The organism is Paenibacillus hodogayensis (assembly GCF_039536325.1).
GTDB classification, from domain to species: domain Bacteria; phylum Bacillota; class Bacilli; order Paenibacillales; family NBRC-103111; genus Paenibacillus_AB; species Paenibacillus_AB hodogayensis.
Genome location: NZ_BAAAYO010000014.1, coordinates 1 through 17949 on the forward strand (window position 1 = coordinate 1; position 17949 = coordinate 17949).

Annotated in this window: 20 protein-coding genes; 2 read left to right on the top strand and 18 right to left on the bottom strand. The window is 56.2% G+C overall.

Annotated features, from left to right (window positions below):
* Positions 1 to 389: 389 nt before the first annotated feature.
* Positions 390 to 1256 carry a nucleotidyltransferase-like protein gene (locus ABD796_RS28115; protein WP_344914631.1) on the bottom strand — a complete coding sequence of 289 codons (867 nt, stop codon included), beginning with the start codon at positions 1254 to 1256 and terminating at the stop codon, positions 390 to 392.
* Positions 1257 to 1466: 210 nt separating this feature from the next.
* On the opposite strand from ABD796_RS28115, the gene ABD796_RS28120 reads away from it, so the two are divergent.
* Positions 1467 to 1835: a DUF2614 family zinc ribbon-containing protein gene (locus ABD796_RS28120; RefSeq protein ID WP_344914633.1), complete on the top strand. Its 369-nt coding sequence runs from the start codon at positions 1467 to 1469 to the stop codon at positions 1833 to 1835.
* An 82-nt stretch (positions 1836 to 1917) separates the two neighbouring features.
* On the opposite strand, the gene ABD796_RS28125 is transcribed toward ABD796_RS28120, so the two are convergent.
* The 12 genes from ABD796_RS28125 to ABD796_RS28180 form a co-directional block, all read right to left on the bottom strand.
* Complete coding sequence (locus ABD796_RS28125) at positions 1918 to 3660, bottom strand: glycosyl hydrolase family 18 protein (protein WP_344914635.1); 1743 nt, start codon at positions 3658 to 3660, stop codon at positions 1918 to 1920.
* Between the two features lie 167 nt (positions 3661 to 3827).
* The gene (gene perR / locus ABD796_RS28130; RefSeq protein ID WP_344914637.1) at positions 3828 to 4265 is read right to left on the bottom strand and encodes a peroxide-responsive transcriptional repressor PerR; all 438 of its coding nucleotides are present in this window, start codon (positions 4263 to 4265) and stop codon (positions 3828 to 3830) included.
* 157 nt (positions 4266 to 4422) lie between these two features.
* The gene (locus ABD796_RS28135; protein ID WP_344914639.1) at positions 4423 to 4749 is read right to left on the bottom strand and encodes a hypothetical protein; all 327 of its coding nucleotides are present in this window, start codon (positions 4747 to 4749) and stop codon (positions 4423 to 4425) included.
* Between the two features lie 20 nt (positions 4750 to 4769).
* Entirely contained in the window at positions 4770 to 5426 is a 657-nt protein-coding gene (locus ABD796_RS28140) for a hypothetical protein (RefSeq protein ID WP_344914641.1), read from the bottom strand.
* Between the two features lie 15 nt (positions 5427 to 5441).
* On the bottom strand, positions 5442 to 6140 hold the full coding sequence (locus tag ABD796_RS28145) for an MgtC/SapB family protein (protein ID WP_344914643.1): 699 nt from the start codon (positions 6138 to 6140) through the stop codon (positions 5442 to 5444).
* Between the two features lie 161 nt (positions 6141 to 6301).
* On the bottom strand, positions 6302 to 8014 hold the full coding sequence (locus ABD796_RS28150; RefSeq protein WP_344914645.1) for an alpha/beta hydrolase family protein: 1713 nt from the start codon (positions 8012 to 8014) through the stop codon (positions 6302 to 6304).
* 154 nt (positions 8015 to 8168) lie between these two features.
* Positions 8169 to 9611 carry an Asp-tRNA(Asn)/Glu-tRNA(Gln) amidotransferase subunit GatB gene (gene gatB, locus ABD796_RS28155; RefSeq protein ID WP_344914647.1) on the bottom strand — a complete coding sequence of 481 codons (1443 nt, stop codon included), beginning with the start codon at positions 9609 to 9611 and terminating at the stop codon, positions 8169 to 8171.
* A 19-nt stretch (positions 9612 to 9630) separates the two neighbouring features.
* Positions 9631 to 11088 (bottom strand): Asp-tRNA(Asn)/Glu-tRNA(Gln) amidotransferase subunit GatA, encoded by a 1458-nt coding sequence (gatA, locus tag ABD796_RS28160; RefSeq protein ID WP_344914649.1) that lies wholly within the window; start codon positions 11086 to 11088, stop codon positions 9631 to 9633.
* Positions 11089 to 11122: 34 nt separating this feature from the next.
* Positions 11123 to 11410 carry an Asp-tRNA(Asn)/Glu-tRNA(Gln) amidotransferase subunit GatC gene (gene gatC, locus ABD796_RS28165; RefSeq protein ID WP_344914652.1) on the bottom strand — a complete coding sequence of 96 codons (288 nt, stop codon included), beginning with the start codon at positions 11408 to 11410 and terminating at the stop codon, positions 11123 to 11125.
* Between the two features lie 149 nt (positions 11411 to 11559).
* The gene (locus tag ABD796_RS28170) at positions 11560 to 12525 is read right to left on the bottom strand and encodes an aldolase catalytic domain-containing protein (RefSeq protein ID WP_344914654.1); all 966 of its coding nucleotides are present in this window, start codon (positions 12523 to 12525) and stop codon (positions 11560 to 11562) included.
* Between the two features lie 166 nt (positions 12526 to 12691).
* On the bottom strand, positions 12692 to 13072 hold the full coding sequence (locus ABD796_RS28175; protein ID WP_344914656.1) for an ATPase: 381 nt from the start codon (positions 13070 to 13072) through the stop codon (positions 12692 to 12694).
* A 300-nt stretch (positions 13073 to 13372) separates the two neighbouring features.
* Complete coding sequence (locus ABD796_RS28180; protein ID WP_344914658.1) at positions 13373 to 14575, bottom strand: M24 family metallopeptidase; 1203 nt, start codon at positions 14573 to 14575, stop codon at positions 13373 to 13375.
* A 133-nt stretch (positions 14576 to 14708) separates the two neighbouring features.
* Between ABD796_RS28180 and ABD796_RS28185 the strand changes: the two genes are divergently transcribed.
* On the top strand, positions 14709 to 15551 hold the full coding sequence (locus ABD796_RS28185; RefSeq protein WP_344914660.1) for an SMP-30/gluconolactonase/LRE family protein: 843 nt from the start codon (positions 14709 to 14711) through the stop codon (positions 15549 to 15551).
* A gap of 159 nt (positions 15552 to 15710) precedes the next feature.
* Here the strand turns inward: ABD796_RS28185 and ABD796_RS28190 are convergent, their stop codons facing one another.
* From ABD796_RS28190 to ABD796_RS28210, 5 genes are read right to left on the bottom strand one after another with little or no spacing between them, the layout of a single operon-like run.
* The gene (locus ABD796_RS28190; RefSeq protein ID WP_344914662.1) at positions 15711 to 16193 is read right to left on the bottom strand and encodes a hypothetical protein; all 483 of its coding nucleotides are present in this window, start codon (positions 16191 to 16193) and stop codon (positions 15711 to 15713) included.
* A gap of 24 nt (positions 16194 to 16217) precedes the next feature.
* Positions 16218 to 16643 (bottom strand): hypothetical protein, encoded by a 426-nt coding sequence (locus ABD796_RS28195; protein WP_344914664.1) that lies wholly within the window; start codon positions 16641 to 16643, stop codon positions 16218 to 16220.
* A 16-nt stretch (positions 16644 to 16659) separates the two neighbouring features.
* Positions 16660 to 16806: a hypothetical protein gene (locus ABD796_RS28200; RefSeq protein ID WP_344914666.1), complete on the bottom strand. Its 147-nt coding sequence runs from the start codon at positions 16804 to 16806 to the stop codon at positions 16660 to 16662.
* Between the two features lie 21 nt (positions 16807 to 16827).
* Positions 16828 to 16983 carry a hypothetical protein gene (locus ABD796_RS28205; protein WP_344914668.1) on the bottom strand — a complete coding sequence of 52 codons (156 nt, stop codon included), beginning with the start codon at positions 16981 to 16983 and terminating at the stop codon, positions 16828 to 16830.
* A 49-nt stretch (positions 16984 to 17032) separates the two neighbouring features.
* Positions 17033 to 17938: a hypothetical protein gene (locus ABD796_RS28210; protein ID WP_344914670.1), complete on the bottom strand. Its 906-nt coding sequence runs from the start codon at positions 17936 to 17938 to the stop codon at positions 17033 to 17035.
* Positions 17939 to 17949 lie beyond the last annotated feature (11 nt).

Genomic DNA, 17949 nt, shown 5'->3' on the forward strand with positions numbered 1-17949 from the left:
CAAGGAGCAAACATCTTTCTTTTGCTTCATCACCGTTTTTGCGGCGACCTCTTTAATATAACACATTCACTCACTTCTTAGCAAGCTTTTTTTTCGATTATTTTTTCGAAATGTTTTTCTTGCTTTCTGGAAGTGTCTGCCGTTTGGAGCGGCGAAAATTAATTTAACATATTCGGACAAGCAAAGTCAACCCTTCCGCAAAAAGTTAAACAAGTTTGAAAACACGGAACATTTGGAATTGCTCAACCTCCCGCAAAAACGGCTGTGCATTCGTGCTCCCGAAAGGTTTGACGGCTGCGCAGCAACTCTGCCGCAATCCGCATAAAAGCCCGGCCTCCGGCCGCAAATGCGCCTTCAGCCGGGCTTTCGCCGCAAGGGCAGCTCCGTGTTCATACGGTGTATTTCATTTGCAGCAGCAGAGTATCCGGACAATCGGCAGCCTCCACCACCTCGCGAATCAGCGACTTGCGCACCAGCTTGTTAAGAAGCAGCGAAAGGTCCAGCCGAAGCTCCCCCATCTGCTCGACTTCCATCAGTTCCTTCAAGCTCCACGGCTGCTCCCGGCTGCGCAGAAGATCGATTAACACGGAACAACAGCTTTCCATCTTGGACATGACGGAAAATTCGCAGGCAAGCAGCACAAGCTGAATCCGTTTCTCCAACGATTCGTGATTGGAGGTCAGTTCCTCGTAAAACTTGTAGACGCCCGGGTTGATTTTCTTGACCTGCGCCCATACTAGCGTCTCCGGATGAATGCCTTCCTCCAGAATGGCGATATGCGCCCAGTGGCAGAGGGCGTCCAAAATATTGCTGTAAGCGTCCAGCAGATGACCTTCGGCCAAATACTGCTTGCTTTGCAAAAAGCTTTTCATAAAACGATCGAATTCCACGATCATTTTTTTGCCGCGCAGCTCCTCGGGGAGCTCCAGCAGCCGGTGCTGCAGACCTTCCAAATACATATTCCGATCCATGACAATCTCCCCTTGCAAAATCCAATGGATAACATTCCGGTTTCCGCCGCTCAAAATCCACTGTTCCAATTGGCCGGGCTGCAGGCAACGTTCTTGTATACGGATATCGTCTTTTATATAATGAGTAGTAGAGTCATTGTGATTCGTTTGCAGAACCACAAGCACGACGACATCCAGACCGTCGACAACCGGGCTGAAAGGCGCGGGATTTTGCATGATGGAGACGCTGATCGTCTCTGGATTGTGGCGATATTTATCCAACATATACTTGTGGATGGCTTCCAAAGCGTCCCCCCGGCTTTCGCTTATGTCTGGCCTAGTCAACAAAAGGCATCCCATCCCCGTTCCACGTGAACGGTCGCTGCAACGATTCCGGCAACACTCGCTTGCGGACGGTATGTTTAGTTACTAATTCTACGCCGTCGTCCAGTTTCCTGCCTTTGCAAGCTATAATTGATGGACAAACGTGACGGCTAACAGAAAAGAGGAACGGAAATGATTTTTAAATCAAGCAAGGTGAACGAATTCCGCCTATGGGGACTGCTGCTCACGATGGGCGGCATGGCCGTAATGATCGTGGGGCTCGCAGGCGTCGTGTTCGATTGGGGCCCGGTCGGCAAAGTGATTGCCGGCATCTTTATGGTCATCGGCATGATCTCGATGCTGGTCAGCATGGGGATCTACTTCTGGGCCGGCATGATGTCGACAAGCGCAGTACCGCTCCAATGCCCGGAGTGCGGCAAAATGACGAAGGTGATCGGCAAAACCGACCGCTGCATGTTCTGCAAAACGATTCTCTCGTTCGACCCGCGCTACGCTTCGCCAAGCTCCTCCGATACGGGAGTAGCGGACAAGCAGCCGTAATGCTTCCATTCATCAAAAAACAAAACCTCCAACACCCGCGCAGCATGCGGGTTTGGAGGTTTTGTTGCGATATGGAGCCCAATTACGGCCGTTTTTCCATCGTCTGCTTGATGACGTCCCATATTTCCGGTTCTTCGTAGCCCCGACGCCACGAACCGACGCCGGCCAGATCGTATTTTTTCACCAGCTCGATGCGCGCTTTTACGGAGGTTTCGTCTTCCATCCAGATTTTCATGAGCTTGCCGTCTTCCGTATATTCCACGTAGTTTTGCCCCGCTTGTGCGGAATACGTCGGCTTGAGTCCCTTGTCCTTGATCAGCTTCGTGATCGTTTCCATGAATACGGCGCGCGAGGTGACCTCTTTTTTGCCGTTCTTGGTCTGCTCCGTCCAGATCCGGATGTAGTAAGGAATGCCCAGCACGAGCTTGGAGGCGGGCACCTTCTCTTCGACGAGAAACTGCTGAATGCCTTTCTCTACCCAAGGCAAGGACGACACGGACCCGGCGACGGGACTGCTTGCCCAATACTCGTCATACGCCATGAACATCATATAATCCACGACTTCGGCCAGAGCCGGACGGTCGTAAAACATGGACCAGTTCTCGCTGGTCGACTTGAGGGTAACGTCGATGGACACGACAAGACCTTGCTCGTGCATCAAAGGCACCATTTCCCTGACGAACTGGGTCAGGTTGGCTTTGTCCTTCAAATACACATTCTCAAAATCGATATTGATGCCCTGCAGCTTATACATCTGCGCAAAGGCAAGCAGCTGCTTGATCATTTTCATCCGTTTGTCGTAGGTCGCCAGCGCTTCGGTCGTTATTTTCGGGTCGAAGCCGTTGCTGAACAGCGCCCACACCTGATAATTTTGCGAATGGGCCCAGTTGACATAGGCGGCGTCGGCCAAGTTTTTCAGATTACCCTCGCTGTCTTGCAGATGAAACCAGGTCGGGCTAATGACGTTGAGTCCGGGCATCGCTCCGATCTTCGACGTATCGGGATTTTTGGTCGTGACTTGTTCCCAAGTCATGTTGATTTTGCCTCCAAGCGGCTTCCATGGGATGAACGCCTTCGTCTCCGGCTGCTCGGGGATCGATTCCACCCGGTCCAGCACGACGTCTTTTTTGCGCGCATAACCCGCGACTCCGTTTTCCCGTTGAACAAAATACCATCCGTCCTGCTCCGACCAGATCATCACCTTCTCGTCCGACGGGATATCGGCGACGATCGGCGCCTTGATGTCTGCCGCGCTTCGGAGAGCCGCGAAGCCGTCTTTGGACGAGGCGGTTGTTTTCCCCCACTGTACGTCGTCGCCCTGCAAATAAACGATCACGTTGCCGGTTTCGTCCGACTCTGTAATATTCAGGCCGTAATATTGCCGGACCGGATCGATCGGCAAGTAGACCGTTTCCTTATCCTTCACGATGGGGAATTTCAATTCCAGCGGCTTTTCGTTGACGGTTGCGGTCAACAGGTTCGTCTTCATCCGCACAACCTTGTCCTTCGTCGTAATAATGACCGAATCGCTCGCATTCTCGTATACGATCGTGGGATCGATTTTGCCCTGGATAAAATCGAGCGGCAGCTTCAGACTTTCCTTGCTGCCCAAAGCCGATTGCCCAAGCAGTTCTCCCCGGTAAAAAACCGGTTTCTGCAAGCCGCCGTAATCCGGATCGATATGCTCCTTGTTCGGATAATACGTGATGAACCAATAGTAGGAGGCCAATGCGACGACAGCCGCCGCAACGAGCAAGCCGAATAAACGCCGCGCTATGCGGGACCGTCTTCTGGGAGGACCCGACGGCGGGTTGACCGATTCCATGTATTCACTCCTTCTGCGTTCTCGCTGACGATCAGGCAAGGCTCGGCCGCACGGCGGATGCCGCGGAATGCCTTTTCACGCGACGGTACCGACGACAAAAAAGACGTGTCGGCCGGACACGTCCATTATACTACATATTCCGACGAAGCAGACCCCCGCGCGGTTCATTAATGTTTGATGGGAACAGGCATGCAGTCTGGGCAAAGCCCGTAAACTTCAAGCCGATGTCCCTTTACCTGAAAGCCGGTTTGCCGGGCCGCGCTCCATTCCACTTCGTGTAAAGGCGGATGCTCGAAGTCGACGATTTTGCCGCAGCTGTCGCAAATGGCGTGGTAATGGTCGGACATATCGGAATCGAAACGGCTCGAGTCGTCACCGTAGGTCAGTTCCCTGACAAGACCCGCTTCAATAAACACTTTCAGGTTATTATAGACGGTAGCGACGCTCATGCTGGGAAAACGGTCTTCGAGGGCACGGTATATGTCGTCGGCGGTCGGATGCATCATCGTATCCAGCAAATAAGCTAAAATCGCATGCCGTTGAGGCGTCATTCGAACGCCGGTCGTTTTCAATTTTTCCAGCGCTTGCTCGAATCGGGACGTCATCTTCCTCACCACCATGTCAGAGATGTTAGATTATCTTTATATTTTACGTTCGTGCAATCCGGTTTGTCAATCGATCCCGGGTTTGTGTCCTCCTCCGGACCGTTTGCACGCCGTCCTTACCGTTGAGAAAACAAAAAAAAACTCCCGTCAAGCCGCTTCAGGAGGAGCCATGGAGGTTTTTCAGATTGTGCGCCACGTCGTCGAACCATCTGGAAGGCGGCCAGCCGTAACGGGAATAGGCGACAATCGCCGCAGCTACGAGCACCGACAGCAGCACGCCGCCCACATTGAGCCGTATCGGCCTGTTCTCGTTGCGGTAAGCGATATGAATCCACAAGTATTCGATGCCAAGCACGATGAATATGAGGGGCCATGCCTGCTCGGCATAACCCAAATAATTCGTATTCATCGACCAGTCGACGAGCAAAGCGCCTCCGCTTGCCAGCAAAATAAGTCCCGATGTCGCTTTGCCGATCTGGATCATGTCGAGCCCCCCTCATTCGTTCATTTCGGCTTGGAAGAATTTTTTAGAAACACGACGACGCCTATGGCGATAAGCGCGAATCCTCCGATAACCGTACCCATCTGATCCATTAGATCGCCGACCCAATCCGGCTTGGCGCTCAAGGCGAAGAACAATGCCCCGGCACCTACAAGCAGCCAACCGAGATAAGGGGCGGCGCCAGGTTTGGCCGTCGCTCCGAAGATGTCCCGATTTCCCTCATAGGGTGCGGCTTCCGGACCGTACGCGTACGCATTCACTTTGTCGGTGGAGAGCAGCGCATCGAACAAGCTGTAAAAGTAAATGATCGGCAAAAACAAAGCAAGCAGCGTGATGAGCGGAATGCTGGACATGTTGATTGAAAAATGGACAATGGCAAAAATGTCCATAATGATCAACAGCATGATCATCAACCCTTTTTGCATCAGGCCGAGATAAAAATGGCCCGTTCCGGGAATAAACAGCGATAGCAGCGCTACGAGCCACTTCCGCTTTCGCGGCAGCGGAACGGCCGGGCTACGGTACATATCCCACGGAGCGGCTCCTGGATCGTTCCCCGGAAAGTCTCTCCTATAGCTTTGCTTTTCTCCGGCCTCGTCCGACGCCTGCCCGCTTGCCGCCGTCCGCCCGGAATTGTCGCGCCGAGAATCCTCCTCCACTGAAGCGTCTCTCCTTTACTCGATCGATATATTGGTTACGTCCGGCAAATGGTGAAGTTCCTCTGCTAACGCCACAAGCAAGTCCGGCTTGGCCAGACGTACCGATAGCTCGATGCGCAGACGCTCCCTCCCCTCTTCCGAGGTGCGAAGCTGCTCTACGGTAAGCTTGCGGATTTCCGCTCCCTTGGCGTTCATAATGCCCGTTATAGCCGTCAGAATGCCCGGGCTGTCAGGCATTTCGATGCGGACGGAGCGCAACCGCTTACCTCGCAGCCAGCGCTTCTCCACTTTGTTTAGAATCCACAGACTAAGCAGCACGAACAGCGTCGTGATCGTGGCGGAATAGTAGAACCCTGCGCCTGTCGCCAAGCCGATCGCCGCTACAACCCACAGCGAGGCGGCCGTCGTCAGGCCGGATATGGAATTTCCGTTGAATATGATCGTGCCCGCTCCCAGAAAGCCGATGCCGGTAATCACTTGAGCCGCCAGTCGGGCCGGATCTAGCCTGACGCTCGTCTCGCTGGCGAATTGGCCGAAGCCGTACATGGACAGCAGCATAATGAGACAAGAGCCGAGACATACGAGAATATGCGTGCGAAATCCGGCAGGATGGTTGTTCTGCTCCCGCTCGAATCCGACCAGGCCGCCAAACGCGAGCGCCAACACCAGCCGCAAGGTCATATGAAGGGAACTCAGCTCCCAGGGACTTTCCATCTCCAAGCGGCACCTCCTGCCCGACTGTCCGTAGCAAATCGTTGGCAACTCCTATTGTATCACGGAATGCCCTGAAACATGAGCGAAAAAAAGACCTTTGCCTGCGCGCAGACGAAAGGACGCCGCGGCGGGCGTCCTCGTCGGATCGGGAATGAAAATGATCAGTGCTTGATCCATTTGGCCATATCGGTTATAAGGTAATCGGGAACATTGGCCGGAGTCGCGTACTCGGCACCGGTGGAAGGTCCGTCGAATTCGACCAGCGTATGATTCAGCTTCGGATACAGCTTGTACTCCACATCGGTACGGGAGGAGAGCGACTTCTTCCAGCCGTCCAAGTTGTCCGGGAACACTTGGGCATCGTTGCCGCCTTGAACGACAAGCAGCGGCACCTTCTGGTTTTTCGAGGCTTCCCCGGCATACAGGTTGCGAATGTCCAGCCACCACGCCGGATCTCCCAACAGGAAGCCCGGAGGCGGGTTACCGACCGTATATTTCGGATCCTTAAGCAATTTTACCTGCTGCTCATACAGCGCCAACTGCTGCTCAAACATGTCCACGGGCTGACCGGACTGCTTAACCAGCTCGAATTGAAACTTTAACTGCTCGAGAATCAAATCCTCCAGCGGTCTCGAAGGGCCGGCCAACACGATTGCTCCTTTGAGCCCGTCATTTTTGGCGGCTTCGATAATGCGCGGCATGAGCATGCCACCCTGGCTGTGGCCAGCTACGTAGATACGGCTCGGATCAATGCCTTCCGTGCGTTTCATCAGCCCGATCGCGCGCACGGCGTCATCCACCGTTTCTTCGTTGGCGGTAAGCGACTTGCCGCTCAATTGCACCTTAAGCGAATGCTCGCGGGTTACTTTCTCGTAGCGCAGCGTCGCGATGCCCTGAGCGGCCAGACCGACCGCAATGTCCCGGAACGTCTTGACTCCTCCGATCGTCTCGTCGCGATCGTTCGGACCCGAGCCGTGAACGAGTACGACGACGGGGAACGGTCCTTTGCCTGCAGGCGTCGTCAACGTGCCGGGAAGCGCCAATGCGCCATCGCCGATTGTCACGTCCTTCTCCGTGTACAGCTCCGGCTTGTCGTAAGCAGGCTTGATGAAGTCATCCCCCGATGGACTCGAGGACAGGAACAGATCGTCTATTTGCCCGTACGTATCGAACCGGACCGTCATTTCCATCGCCGACGCTTCGGTCTGATACAGAAGAGCGACGTTGCGGTGTACCGGGCTTGTGCTTTGCCCTGCGCTAAACAACGGGCCGAGCTCTCCGTACATGCTTCCGACGTTCGCCCAATATTGCTGCAGCAGCTCGTCCGGCATCAGCTTGCTAAAGGAGCTGTTCATGTAGCTTCTCGCTTGGGCCAGATTTCCTTTGTTCCAGGCGTTAATGAAGCCGCTGGCCAGAAGGGGGTAATCGTCCTTGCCCGCTACGACCGCGTCCTTAGCGGCATCCCAACCGGCGCGAACGCCAAACGCTTCGTTCAGAGCGGACAGCGGGACGATCGTCTTCTCGTTCACGAGCCGGACCGGCTCTTCAAGCGGGATCGATTTCTCGTTGACCTTTAAGACGGAATCGCCAATCTTCGCTATCACTTTCACATTCCCGCGAAACACGATAGCTGAGCTTTCTGCGGCGTTCCATACGACCGCACCGCCGATCGCTTCGCTGTATTCGCGCAGCGGAACCGTGGCCGCGCTGGGCGCAACCGCTCTATTGTCGCCCGCCGGCTTGGCGATTCCCGTCACAGGTTGAGCTCCGGCAGATGGCGTCTCCTGCGCAAATGCGCTGGCAGCCGGAACGATCAAGGCCAGCGCCAGCGAAGCGGCAGCCAGCTGTCTTGTCGTTTTCAACATTTTTTTCATATTCGTACACGCCTCCTCTTCCCACTATGTTTCATTATACGGATGAAAGGGGCTCCAGTTCAACCGAAGGAGGATATCTTTTGGTATAAACAGCAAAAAACGGGAGATTGGTTTCTCCCGCTCTTTCGCAATGCCAACAAAGGCACAGCCTTATTTATTCGCGTTTCAGCCGTTCGGTAATCAACTGGTTGACCAGACCCGGATTGGCTTTGCCCTTCGACTCCCGCATCACTTGCCCAACAAGGAAGCCGACGGCCTTCTCTTTCCCCGCTTTGAAGTCTGTAACCGACTGAGGGTTCGCTTCGACGACTTTATCGACGATCGCCTGAATGGCGCCCTCGTCGCTTATTTGCACAAGTCCCTGCTCTTCCACGATTTGTCCAGGCTGTTTGCCGGAAACGAGCATTTCCTTGAATACGGTTTTGGCGATTTTACCGCTGATCGTGCCCTTCTCGATCAAGCCGATCATTTCGCCGAGCCCTTGCCCGGTAACTTTCACCGCTTCGATCTCCAGCCCGTTCGTGTTCAAATACCCGAGCAGGTCGCCCATGATCCAGTTGGAAACCGCCTTGGCATCCTTCGTATAGCCGAGGCTTTCCTCGAACAGATCGGCCAGCTTCTTGGAGGACGTAATGACGTCGGCGTCGTAGGAAGGCAGACCGAGCTGCTCCGCATATCTCGCTTTCCGCGCATCCGGCAGCTCCGGAATCGTGGCGCGGACTCTCGCCTTCCACTCATCGTCGATGTACAGACGGACCAGATCGGGGTCGGGGAAATAGCGGTAATCGTGCGCCTCTTCCTTGCCGCGCATCGAAAGCGTCTTGCCTTGAGCTTCGTCCCAGCGGCGCGTTTCCTGAACGACAATTCCGCCTCCGGAAAGGATCTCCGCCTGACGTTTTTCTTCGTACTCCAGCCCGCGCTGTACGCCGCGGAAGGAGTTCATGTTTTTCAGCTCCGCTCTCGTGCCGAATTTCTCCTGGCCGTAGGGACGGATACTGATGTTGGCGTCGCAGCGCAGCGAGCCTTCCTCCATTTTCACATCGGACACGTCGCAGTATTGAATGATCGCCTTCAGCTTCTCCAAATACGCGCGCGCTTCCTCCGGCGAACGGATGTCCGGTTCGGAGACGATCTCGAGCAGCGGCGTGCCGACGCGGTTGAAATCGACCAGCGAGGCGTACCCGCCGTCGACGTGCGTCAGCTTGCCCGCATCTTCCTCAAGATGGAGACGGGTAATGCCGATCCGCTTCGTCTTCCCGTCCACTTCGATGTCGATCCAGCCGTTCTGGCCGATCGGCTGGTCGAATTGGGAAATTTGGTACGCTTTGGGCGAATCGGGATAAAAGTAGTTTTTCCGGTCGAATTTGCTATGCGTGGCCACTTCGCAATTGATGGCCATTGCCGCCTTCATGGCGTATTCGACCGCTTTGCGGTTCAACACCGGCAGCACGCCGGGATGCCCGAGACAAACCGGGCACGTATGCGTATTGGGCGGCGCTCCGAATTCGGTGGAGCAGCCGCAAAAGATTTTCGTATTCGTGTGCAGCTCGACGTGAACCTCGAGCCCAACTACAGTTTCGAATCGTTGGTCCGTCACGGGATGTTCGCTCCTCCTTTTACAGCGCCGGGCGCAGCTTGTGGTGTTCCGTCTGTTGCTCGAACGCATGGGCGACGCGCAGTACCGTCGTTTCGTCAAGCGCCTTGCCGATAATTTGCAAGCCGACCGGCAGGCCGTCAGTCAGGCCGCACGGTACGCTGATCGCCGGTACGCCGGCCAAGTTGGCGGGAATGGTCAATATATCGTTCAAGTACATCGTCAGCGGATTGTCCAACTGCTCGCCGATCTTGAAGGCGGTTGTCGGAGCCGTCGGGCCGACAATGACGTCGTATTGCTTAAAGATGTTGTCGAAGTCCTGCTTGATCAGCGTACGGACCTTCTGCGCTTTCAAATAATAAGCGTCGTAATAGCCGGAGCTCAAAGCATACGTGCCGAGCATAATCCGGCGCTTGACCTCGGGGCCGAAGCCTTCGCTGCGCGATCGGACGTACAGGTCCAGCAGGTTGTCCGGATCCGCGGCGCGGACGCCATAGCGCACCCCGTCGAACCGGGCCAAGTTGGACGATGCTTCCGAGGACGCGAGCAAATAGTAGGTCGCTACCGCATATTCGGTATGCGGCATCGACACTTCCTCCCACTCCGCGCCAAGACCCTCCAACGTCTTCAGTGCGGCCAGAACCGCCTCCTTGACCTTCGGATCGACGCCTTGGCCGATATATTCCTTCGGCACCGCGATGCGCAGGCCGCGCACGTCGCCGCTAAGCGCCCCGATGTAGTCGGGAATGCTTACGTTGGCGGACGTCGAGTCGTGCGGATCGTGACCGGCAATTGCTTGGAGCACGTACGCGGCGTCTTCGACGTTTTTGGTCAACGGCCCGATCTGGTCGAGCGAGGATGCAAACGCCACGAGTCCGAAGCGGGAGACGAGGCCGTAAGTCGGCTTCAAGCCTACGACGCCGCAATACGACGCCGGCTGCCGGATCGAACCGCCCGTATCGGAGCCGAGCGAGAAATAGACTTCCCCCGCAGCTACGGCTGCGGCCGAACCGCCGCTGGAGCCGCCCGGCACGTATTCCGGGTTCCACGGATTCGTCGTGACGTGGTAAGCGGAATTTTCGTTGGACCCGCCCATCGCGAATTCATCCATGTTCAGCTTGCCGATCGTAACGGATTGAGCCTGCTTCAGCTTCTTGACTACGGTCGCGTCATAGATCGGGTTGTAGTTTTCCAGAAAACGGCTGGCGCAAGTCGTCGTGAGCCCTTCGGTCACGATGTTGTCTTTGATGCCCGCAGGCAGACCAAACAACAGGCCGCGGTCGCCGCCCTGGGCCAGCTGCTCGTCCAGCGTCTTGGCCGATTGCCGGGCTCCTTCTTCGTCTACGCGCAAAAACGCCCGCACCTTCGATTCGGCACGGTTAATCGCACCGAGCGACTCGTCGACCAGATCGCCGACGGTCAGCTCTTTGCCGGTCAGCCGGCTATGTAATTCCTGCAGCTTCAGGTCGAACAACGACAAAGTAAAACCTCCTTTTGGGACAAGCTTGTGGCGTTTATTCCAATACGGCGGGCACCTTGAACTGCCCTTCTTCTTCGTCGGGAGCGTTGCGCAGGACGCTTTCGATCGGCCACGACGGTCTCGTCTCGTCTTCGCGGAGCACGTTGGACAACGGCATCGGATGGCTCGTCGGCTCGACGCCCTCGGTATCCAGCTCGTTCAGTTTCTCCGCATATTTCAATATGGCGTTAAGCTGGTTCGTAAATTGCTCCATGTCGGCTTCTTTCAACTGCAGCCGGGACAGCTTGGCTACATGCTCGACATTTTCAGTCGTAATGCTCATGACCGCACCTCCATGTTGGGCGAATATAGGGCTCTGCTCATTCTTCCTATTATAAAGGACAAGGCGGGGGAAACTCAACACGGAAACGGCAGGCTGCGGACATACCAAAGAAGGCTTCCGCAGATGCCGTATCCGCGAAAGCCTTCCGTTTATTCCCCGCCCTTGGCGGCCAACGCCGTCTCCGGCGAGGTGAGCTTGTCGTAAAACTCCGCGTACTTGTCCTTGTCGTCGCCGCTGCGCAGCGCCATGGCAACGCGCGGATGCTCGTTGAGCATGCCGGTCATCATGTACGGGATAATGTAGCCCCACTCCACCTGATCGCGAAGCGGAATCATGCGGCGCTCGATCACTTCCAGCACCGGACGAAGCTCGTATTTCGGGTTTTTCAAATAGCTGACAAGCAATTCCGTATTGCAATTGCCTGCCGCACGCCCCATGCCGAATACGGAGGAATCGAGGTACTGAACGCCCCGCTCCGCAGCCACGATCGTGTTCGAGAACGCCAGCTGCATATTATTGTGGGCATGAATGCCAAGCTGCTTGTCCGGCAGATGACGCTGGAATTTGGCAACCAGATACTCGATATCGCGGTGGTGCAGGCTGCCGAAGGAATCGACGACATAGACGACGTCAACCGGGCTTTTGGCGATTTGCTGGAACGCCTCGATCAGATCGTGCTCCATGACGTTGGACAGCGCCATAATATTAATCGTCGTTTCATAGCCATAATCGTGGAACTTGCTCACCAGGTCGAGCGCCTTGTCCACGTCCTTGACGTAGCAGGCAACGCGAATCATATCGAGCATGCTTTCGCTGCGCGGCAAAATGTCGTTTTCGTCCACACGGCCGATATCGACCAGCGCGGACAGCTTCGTATTCCCTTTCTCGGGAATGACCTCGCGAAGGAACGACTCCTCCAAAAACCGCCATGGGCCCGCATCGGCACCCTTCAGCAGCTTCGGCGAATTTTTGTACCCGATCTCCATATATTCTACGCCGGCGGCATTCAGCGAATAGTACAGGTCGCGAACAAATTCGACGCTAAAGTCCCAATTGTTCACCAGCCCGCCGTCACGAATCGTACAGTCGAGTATTTTGGCGTGTGTGTCGTTCATTTCCTCTTGTTCCTCCCGAAAACCGTTTACTGCTAATCATAGCTTTTCCCATAGGAAGTGTCAATATTTGACGAAACGCGGAAGGGTCGACCAAACACAAGAAAGACGCCTCGCAGAAGGCGTCGTAGCGGATAAGGGCTTGGTCGGGCACGCGGCCGGCAAAGGCTCAAATCCAGGCTTTCAAATTGATCTGCCGGATAAAATCTTGTTGGGACTGTACTTCCTTATTGCTGTCGGCAGGCGGCGCGTCGGCCGTTTCGCCGTTCATGACCCAGCGGAACAGCTCCTCGTTCCTCGTAGCCAGCGCGTAATCGATTAGCGCCTCGCGTTCGATCCGGTCCGCTTCCTGCTGGAGCAGCGTCTCCTCCAATTCAATATCCGCTGCCGGAACGAATACGTTCTTGTTCACCTTCGGGATCCGGACGACATAATCGAAAGCGTTGTCCGCATTGCGGTCGTAAGCGATTATATATCCATAATCTCCGATTGGAATATTTTGCTCGAAACTGTCGGACATAATAATCACCTTTTGACCGAGACGCAGCATAGTCGGTTCCTCCCCATTGTGCCAAAGCGAACAAAGCTTCTCTATGAATTGGCAGTCAACCTCATGAAGACGTTTTCTAGCTTCATAGGTTTACTATACATCGTACCAAATTCGCGCGGCAATGTGAAGTGGCGCCTCGTACCGGGCACATGCAGAGGCCTTTCGGGCTGACTTAGCGGGCAAGCGGGCCGGCTCGATATTCACGCGATTCGGTATACTTAGTATAGTCGACGGTCCGAAAAGATAGACCGGAAACGAACCGGAAACGGCCCCTTTTCCCGCGAATGTCAACGGCTCCCTTCACATTTGGCGAGACACCGTCGCGATTCCTTCCCGGGACAAGGTCAGCTTCTCGAAGCCTGTCTCGGTAATGGCATACGTATTCTCGATCCCGACGACTCCGCGGCCGGGGAACGTGAATTTCGGCTCAATCGCGATGACCATTCCCGGCTGAAGCCCGTACCGGAAGCCTTTCGCCAATACCGGCAGCTCGTCGATTTCCAGACCGATGCCGTGACCGAGAAATTTCACCTGATCGGCGCCAAAGCCCATAAAGTGGTCGCCCAAGCCGGCAGCGCGGGCATGCTCCAGAGCGGCCTCGTACAGCTCCTCGCATACCGTCCCCGGCTTGAGCCGGGCTTCCGTTTCCCGCAGTATCGTTTCCGACACCTCATATGCAAGCGCCAAATCCTCGGCCAGCTCGCCGATCACCGCCGTGCGCGTCTGATCGATGACGTACCCGTCGATGCAGCAGCCGATATCGATCAGAATCGGCTCGTCCGCTCCGATCGGCCGCCGGCCCGAGCTTTGCGGACTCGCCGCGCCCAGCCCTTGTCCCCCGGCGGGACCGTCGAAGTAAGTAGGCATCGCCGCGGCCGCTCCGGCTCCGATCATGCCGGTAATAATCTCTTGGTTGTATCCGCGCACCCGCATCAGCCCCATATGGCCGTTATGGCGAATAACGGATTCGACCACGGCCATCAGCTCCACCTCGCTCAATCCCGGCTTGATGGCGGCAAAAGCCGTCTCGTAAGCGATATCGATAACGCGCGCGCTTTGGCGGATAGCCTCGATTTCGCCGGCGGATTTGATCATCCTCAGCTCGCGGATCAGCATCGAGCCGTCCACCCAGCGCGCTCCCGGCAGGGCCCCTTCCAGCCGCTGAAACTGCTGCACGGGAAGCACGTCGTATTCCGCGGCGACAATCGTCTTCTCCCCTTCCGGCTTGCCGAACAATTCCGGATACGACTGCGCCAGCCTTGTCCCGAAGCCGCGCATGGAAGACAGTTCTTCCACCGCTACATCCGCCTCTTCCTTGGCCCTCACTACGCTTCTGCGGACAAAATAAGTCGCCTCGCCCGCGGAGGGAACGACCAAATACCCTGTCTGTACCGATCCGACGAAATAATAGAGATCGACATTTTGCGTAATTAGGAACGCATCGATACCGGTTTCTTTCATTTTGCTTTGCAGCCGTCTGCGGCGTTCGGCGCGCTCACCCATCCGTTCATTCCTCCTACTGCTTTTCCTTCATTATACAATGTTTGCGGCAAAAGGAGGAACCTCCGCCGTACGGGCGAATAAGTATTCGGACAGACTTACCGGGGGAAGCCCCTTCACGAGGAGGAACCGTTTTATGTCAAACGAACTGTACCAAAGCCGCGTCTTTACCCCGCCAGGCTTGTTTACGTCGGGTATCGAAGGTCCGGCTTGCGACGGCCAAGGCAACCTATATGCCGTCAACTTCGAACGGCGGCATACGATCGGCCGGGTGACGCCGGAGGGCGAGGGCGGCGTCTGGATCGAACTGCCAAACGGAAGCGTCGGCAACGGCATCCGGTTTGGCCGGGACGGCGATATGTTCATCGCCGACTATACGAACCATAACATTTTGCGTGTCGACATGGACCGTAAGGAACTGACCGTTCATGCCCATGAGCCCGGCATGAATCAGCCCAACGATATCGCGATCGCCGACGACGACACGATATTCGCCAGCGACCCGAACTGGAAAGACTCGACCGGCAACATATGGCGCATAGCCGTTGATGGAAAAGTGACGCTGCTGGAAAGCGGAATGGGCACGACGAACGGCATCGAGGTCAGTCCGGACAACCGCTCCCTGTATGTCAACGAGACCGTGCAGCGCCGCGTGTGGGCTTATGATCTGTCGCCGAGCGGGGACGTATCCGGCAAACGGCTGCTGATCGAGTTTCCCGACTTCGGTATGGACGGCATGCGCTGCGATGCCGACGGCAATCTGTACATTACCCGGTTCGGCAAAGGAACGATCGCCAAAGTGTCGCCCACGGGCGAGCTGTTGCTGGAGATTCAGCTCCACGCCGCAAACTGTACGAACTTGACGTTCGGCGGGCCGGATGGGCGGACCTGCTATGTCACCTTGTCGGATACCGGCAACATCGAATGCTTCCGCGTTGAAACGCCGGGGCGGGATTGGGCGATGCGCCAAGACCGTTAAGCCGCGGAAACCCAGCACGACGAAGCGGCTACGAATCGACCACGAAAAAAGATGCGGCCTGCATTCGAGAGGACGCATCTTTTTCGTATCTGGATTGGCCAGACTCCAGAGCTTCCTCGTCCGTAAACAACGGATAAGCCGGGTCTTGCATCGGCCGCTTCAATAAACCAGCTCGGCGGCGCCCTTGATCTCCCACGTTATCGGCCCGAGCACGTTGTATGTGCGCGGATACACAAGCCGCACGATCATCACGACCCCCGGCTTGGTCAAGGTGACCGAATAATCGTACTCGGGACTCGTGTACGTATATGGAAACGAACGATCTTCGTTGACGATATCCAATCGCAGCACTTCCGCCCGGGTTTTCCAGAACGAGCCGACAAGCGGCTCGTTGGCCGTATCCAACCGGAGGTTGCGCTGCAGGTACAGCATGGCGGAAGCCCTCGCCGCGTCCGCATCGATGGAGACGATTCCCTCCTTCAGCTTGATCTTGTCCGTCTGCTGCGCAGCCGCATGAGCCGCCCGATTGATCGCATGCTTCCCCTGAAACAGAGCCTGCAAAGCGACTTCCTCATCGGCCTGCAAGCCGTGCAGCAGCATGACGAAGCCGATCAGCAGCAGGTAGACGAGAAGCTTGTACATGGGGGTCGCTCCTTTCCATGGCCCTCACGGTACATATTCGCTCATCTTCAGACCGGAAGCGGCCATTCGCGCGTAATCGGACGGAACGGTCATGCCGATCAGCCGGTCGATATGGAACAGATGGTCGTAGGGATACGAGATTATCAGCTCGATGCCCGCCCCGCGCAGAACGGGAGCGGCCGCGCTCGTCGCCGTGGAGCCGTTCGTGGCCGCCACGCTGTATTCCAGCTTGTCCGGCTGGAAGCCGTGCTGGCCGAGCCGCTGCCTCGAAGCCGCGATCGCCATCGCATCCACATAACCATACGAGCCGTTTGCCCCGATTTCCAGCATGTAGTCGACTTCCTTCTGCAGCATCGCTTGCCGGAATATGAGAATATGCTTGTAGGTCGGGGCGAACATGGTCCAGCACAGCACGGCCGCGAACAGAACAAACACGAGAATCTGCTTCATATCGCGCAAGCTCCGTCTACGGATTGATCGATTGGATCGTGCCGTTCAGGCTGCCTCCGGTCGATCTGACGTTGTGCTCCATGCCCGTTTCCCCGCCGACGGTTGCCGAATAGATGGCGATGACGACAATGACTAGCATGACGGTTATCAGGATATGCCGCATAACGGGTCTGCTCCTCCCGGCTCATGAGCCGGCCTTCAGTGATGTAATGTCCGTATTGGCGGAATCGCCCTTCGTCTGAATATTCGTTCTCATGCCGGTGCTGCCGTTGTTAATAATATTCGTAAACAGCAACGCTACCACAATGAGCATCATGACCGTCATCAATATGTTTCTCATGAGCTTTCTCTCCTCTTTGTTCGAGTAGGGTCAATCTGGGTGGCTTCATTCAGTGCAATGCGTCGAACAGCTTCTGCCCTTCCTGTACCCAAGGATAAATAAAAATCCGGAACGTATTCAGAATCGGAATGCCCGCGATGACGAACAGCATGTACGAGGTCGTTTCCTTGCGGCTGTCTTTGGCCAAATCGAGCTTTTCCTTGTAGTCCTGAATCCGGTCGCGCAGCAGGGCGTAGTAGCTTCCGTGCTCGTTCAGACGCAGCGAGTTGACCGTCTCGGCGAAGCTGTACGCTTCCTCGGTGCCAAGGCGCCGCTTGAAGCGCTTGATGGCCTGTTCGGCATCCTCATACCATTCGTTCAGCAGCAATTGAAGATCGTTGCGTATCGTGCGGCAAAACGGCATGCAGCGGCTCAATTTGGCATGCAGGCTCATTCGGGAGCCGTTGTAGTAAAGAAGCTGGTTGCTCAACGCATAAATATCTTTCATAATTTGCTGCTTCCGGTACTTTCCCGACGATTCGAGCAGCGTCCGATCGAAGGCGAGCAGCACGATTACGATCAATCCGGCTACTAGCACATAAATCGGCTCGACCGAGGGCAGCCGCCAGCCTTTCTGCATCCCCGCGTAGCCGGACAGCGCCAGCGCGGAGCCGAGCAGCAGACCGCTGCGCCTTAGCAGCTCGTAAACGAGCGGGTCGAGGCGCAAGCCGCTCTCCAGAAGCAGCCGCTCCCTCCCCGAGGCTTGCACGCTCCGCTCGCTTACGCCGAGGGCGCGCAGCAGAAAGCCCGGCGCGGTCGGCCGGAGGGCAAGCCGCCGCAGAGCGACAAGCGGCCATCGCTTGCGCCGGCGCGGCAGCGAGCGGAACAGGAACAGCAGCGCCGCGAACATAGCGGCAAACAGCGCCGCATGTGCCAGCAGCTGCAGCCATCCGAGCAGCCGGGAATCGATGATCATCCGTGAACCCC

Bases quoted from the DNA above. Each gene is read 5' to 3' on its own strand.
- ABD796_RS28200 (WP_344914666.1), bottom strand. From the start codon at position 16,806: ATGCGGCATATCCTGATAACCGTCATGCTAGTCATTGTCGTCATCGCC.
- ABD796_RS28150 (WP_344914645.1), bottom strand. From the start codon at position 8,014: ATGAAAAAAATGTTGAAAACGACAAGACAGCTGGCTGCCGCTTCGCTG.
- ABD796_RS28145 (WP_344914643.1), bottom strand. From the start codon at position 6,140: ATGGAAAGTCCCTGGGAGCTGAGTTCCCTTCATATGACCTTGCGGCTG.
- ABD796_RS28205 (WP_344914668.1), bottom strand. From the start codon at position 16,983: ATGAGAAACATATTGATGACGGTCATGATGCTCATTGTGGTAGCGTTG.
- ABD796_RS28125 (WP_344914635.1), bottom strand. From the start codon at position 3,660: ATGGAATCGGTCAACCCGCCGTCGGGTCCTCCCAGAAGACGGTCCCGC.
- ABD796_RS28135 (WP_344914639.1), bottom strand. From the start codon at position 4,749: ATGATCCAGATCGGCAAAGCGACATCGGGACTTATTTTGCTGGCAAGC.
- ABD796_RS28185 (WP_344914660.1), top strand. From the start codon at position 14,709: ATGTCAAACGAACTGTACCAAAGCCGCGTCTTTACCCCGCCAGGCTTG.
- ABD796_RS28190 (WP_344914662.1), bottom strand. From the start codon at position 16,193: ATGTACAAGCTTCTCGTCTACCTGCTGCTGATCGGCTTCGTCATGCTG.
- ABD796_RS28170 (WP_344914654.1), bottom strand. From the start codon at position 12,525: ATGAACGACACACACGCCAAAATACTCGACTGTACGATTCGTGACGGC.
- ABD796_RS28210 (WP_344914670.1), bottom strand. From the start codon at position 17,938: ATGATCATCGATTCCCGGCTGCTCGGATGGCTGCAGCTGCTGGCACAT.
- ABD796_RS28175 (WP_344914656.1), bottom strand. From the start codon at position 13,072: ATGCTGCGTCTCGGTCAAAAGGTGATTATTATGTCCGACAGTTTCGAG.
- ABD796_RS28195 (WP_344914664.1), bottom strand. From the start codon at position 16,643: ATGAAGCAGATTCTCGTGTTTGTTCTGTTCGCGGCCGTGCTGTGCTGG.
- perR (WP_344914637.1), bottom strand. From the start codon at position 4,265: ATGACGTCCCGATTCGAGCAAGCGCTGGAAAAATTGAAAACGACCGGC.
- ABD796_RS28120 (WP_344914633.1), top strand. From the start codon at position 1,467: ATGATTTTTAAATCAAGCAAGGTGAACGAATTCCGCCTATGGGGACTG.
- gatC (WP_344914652.1), bottom strand. From the start codon at position 11,410: ATGAGCATTACGACTGAAAATGTCGAGCATGTAGCCAAGCTGTCCCGG.
- ABD796_RS28180 (WP_344914658.1), bottom strand. From the start codon at position 14,575: ATGGGTGAGCGCGCCGAACGCCGCAGACGGCTGCAAAGCAAAATGAAA.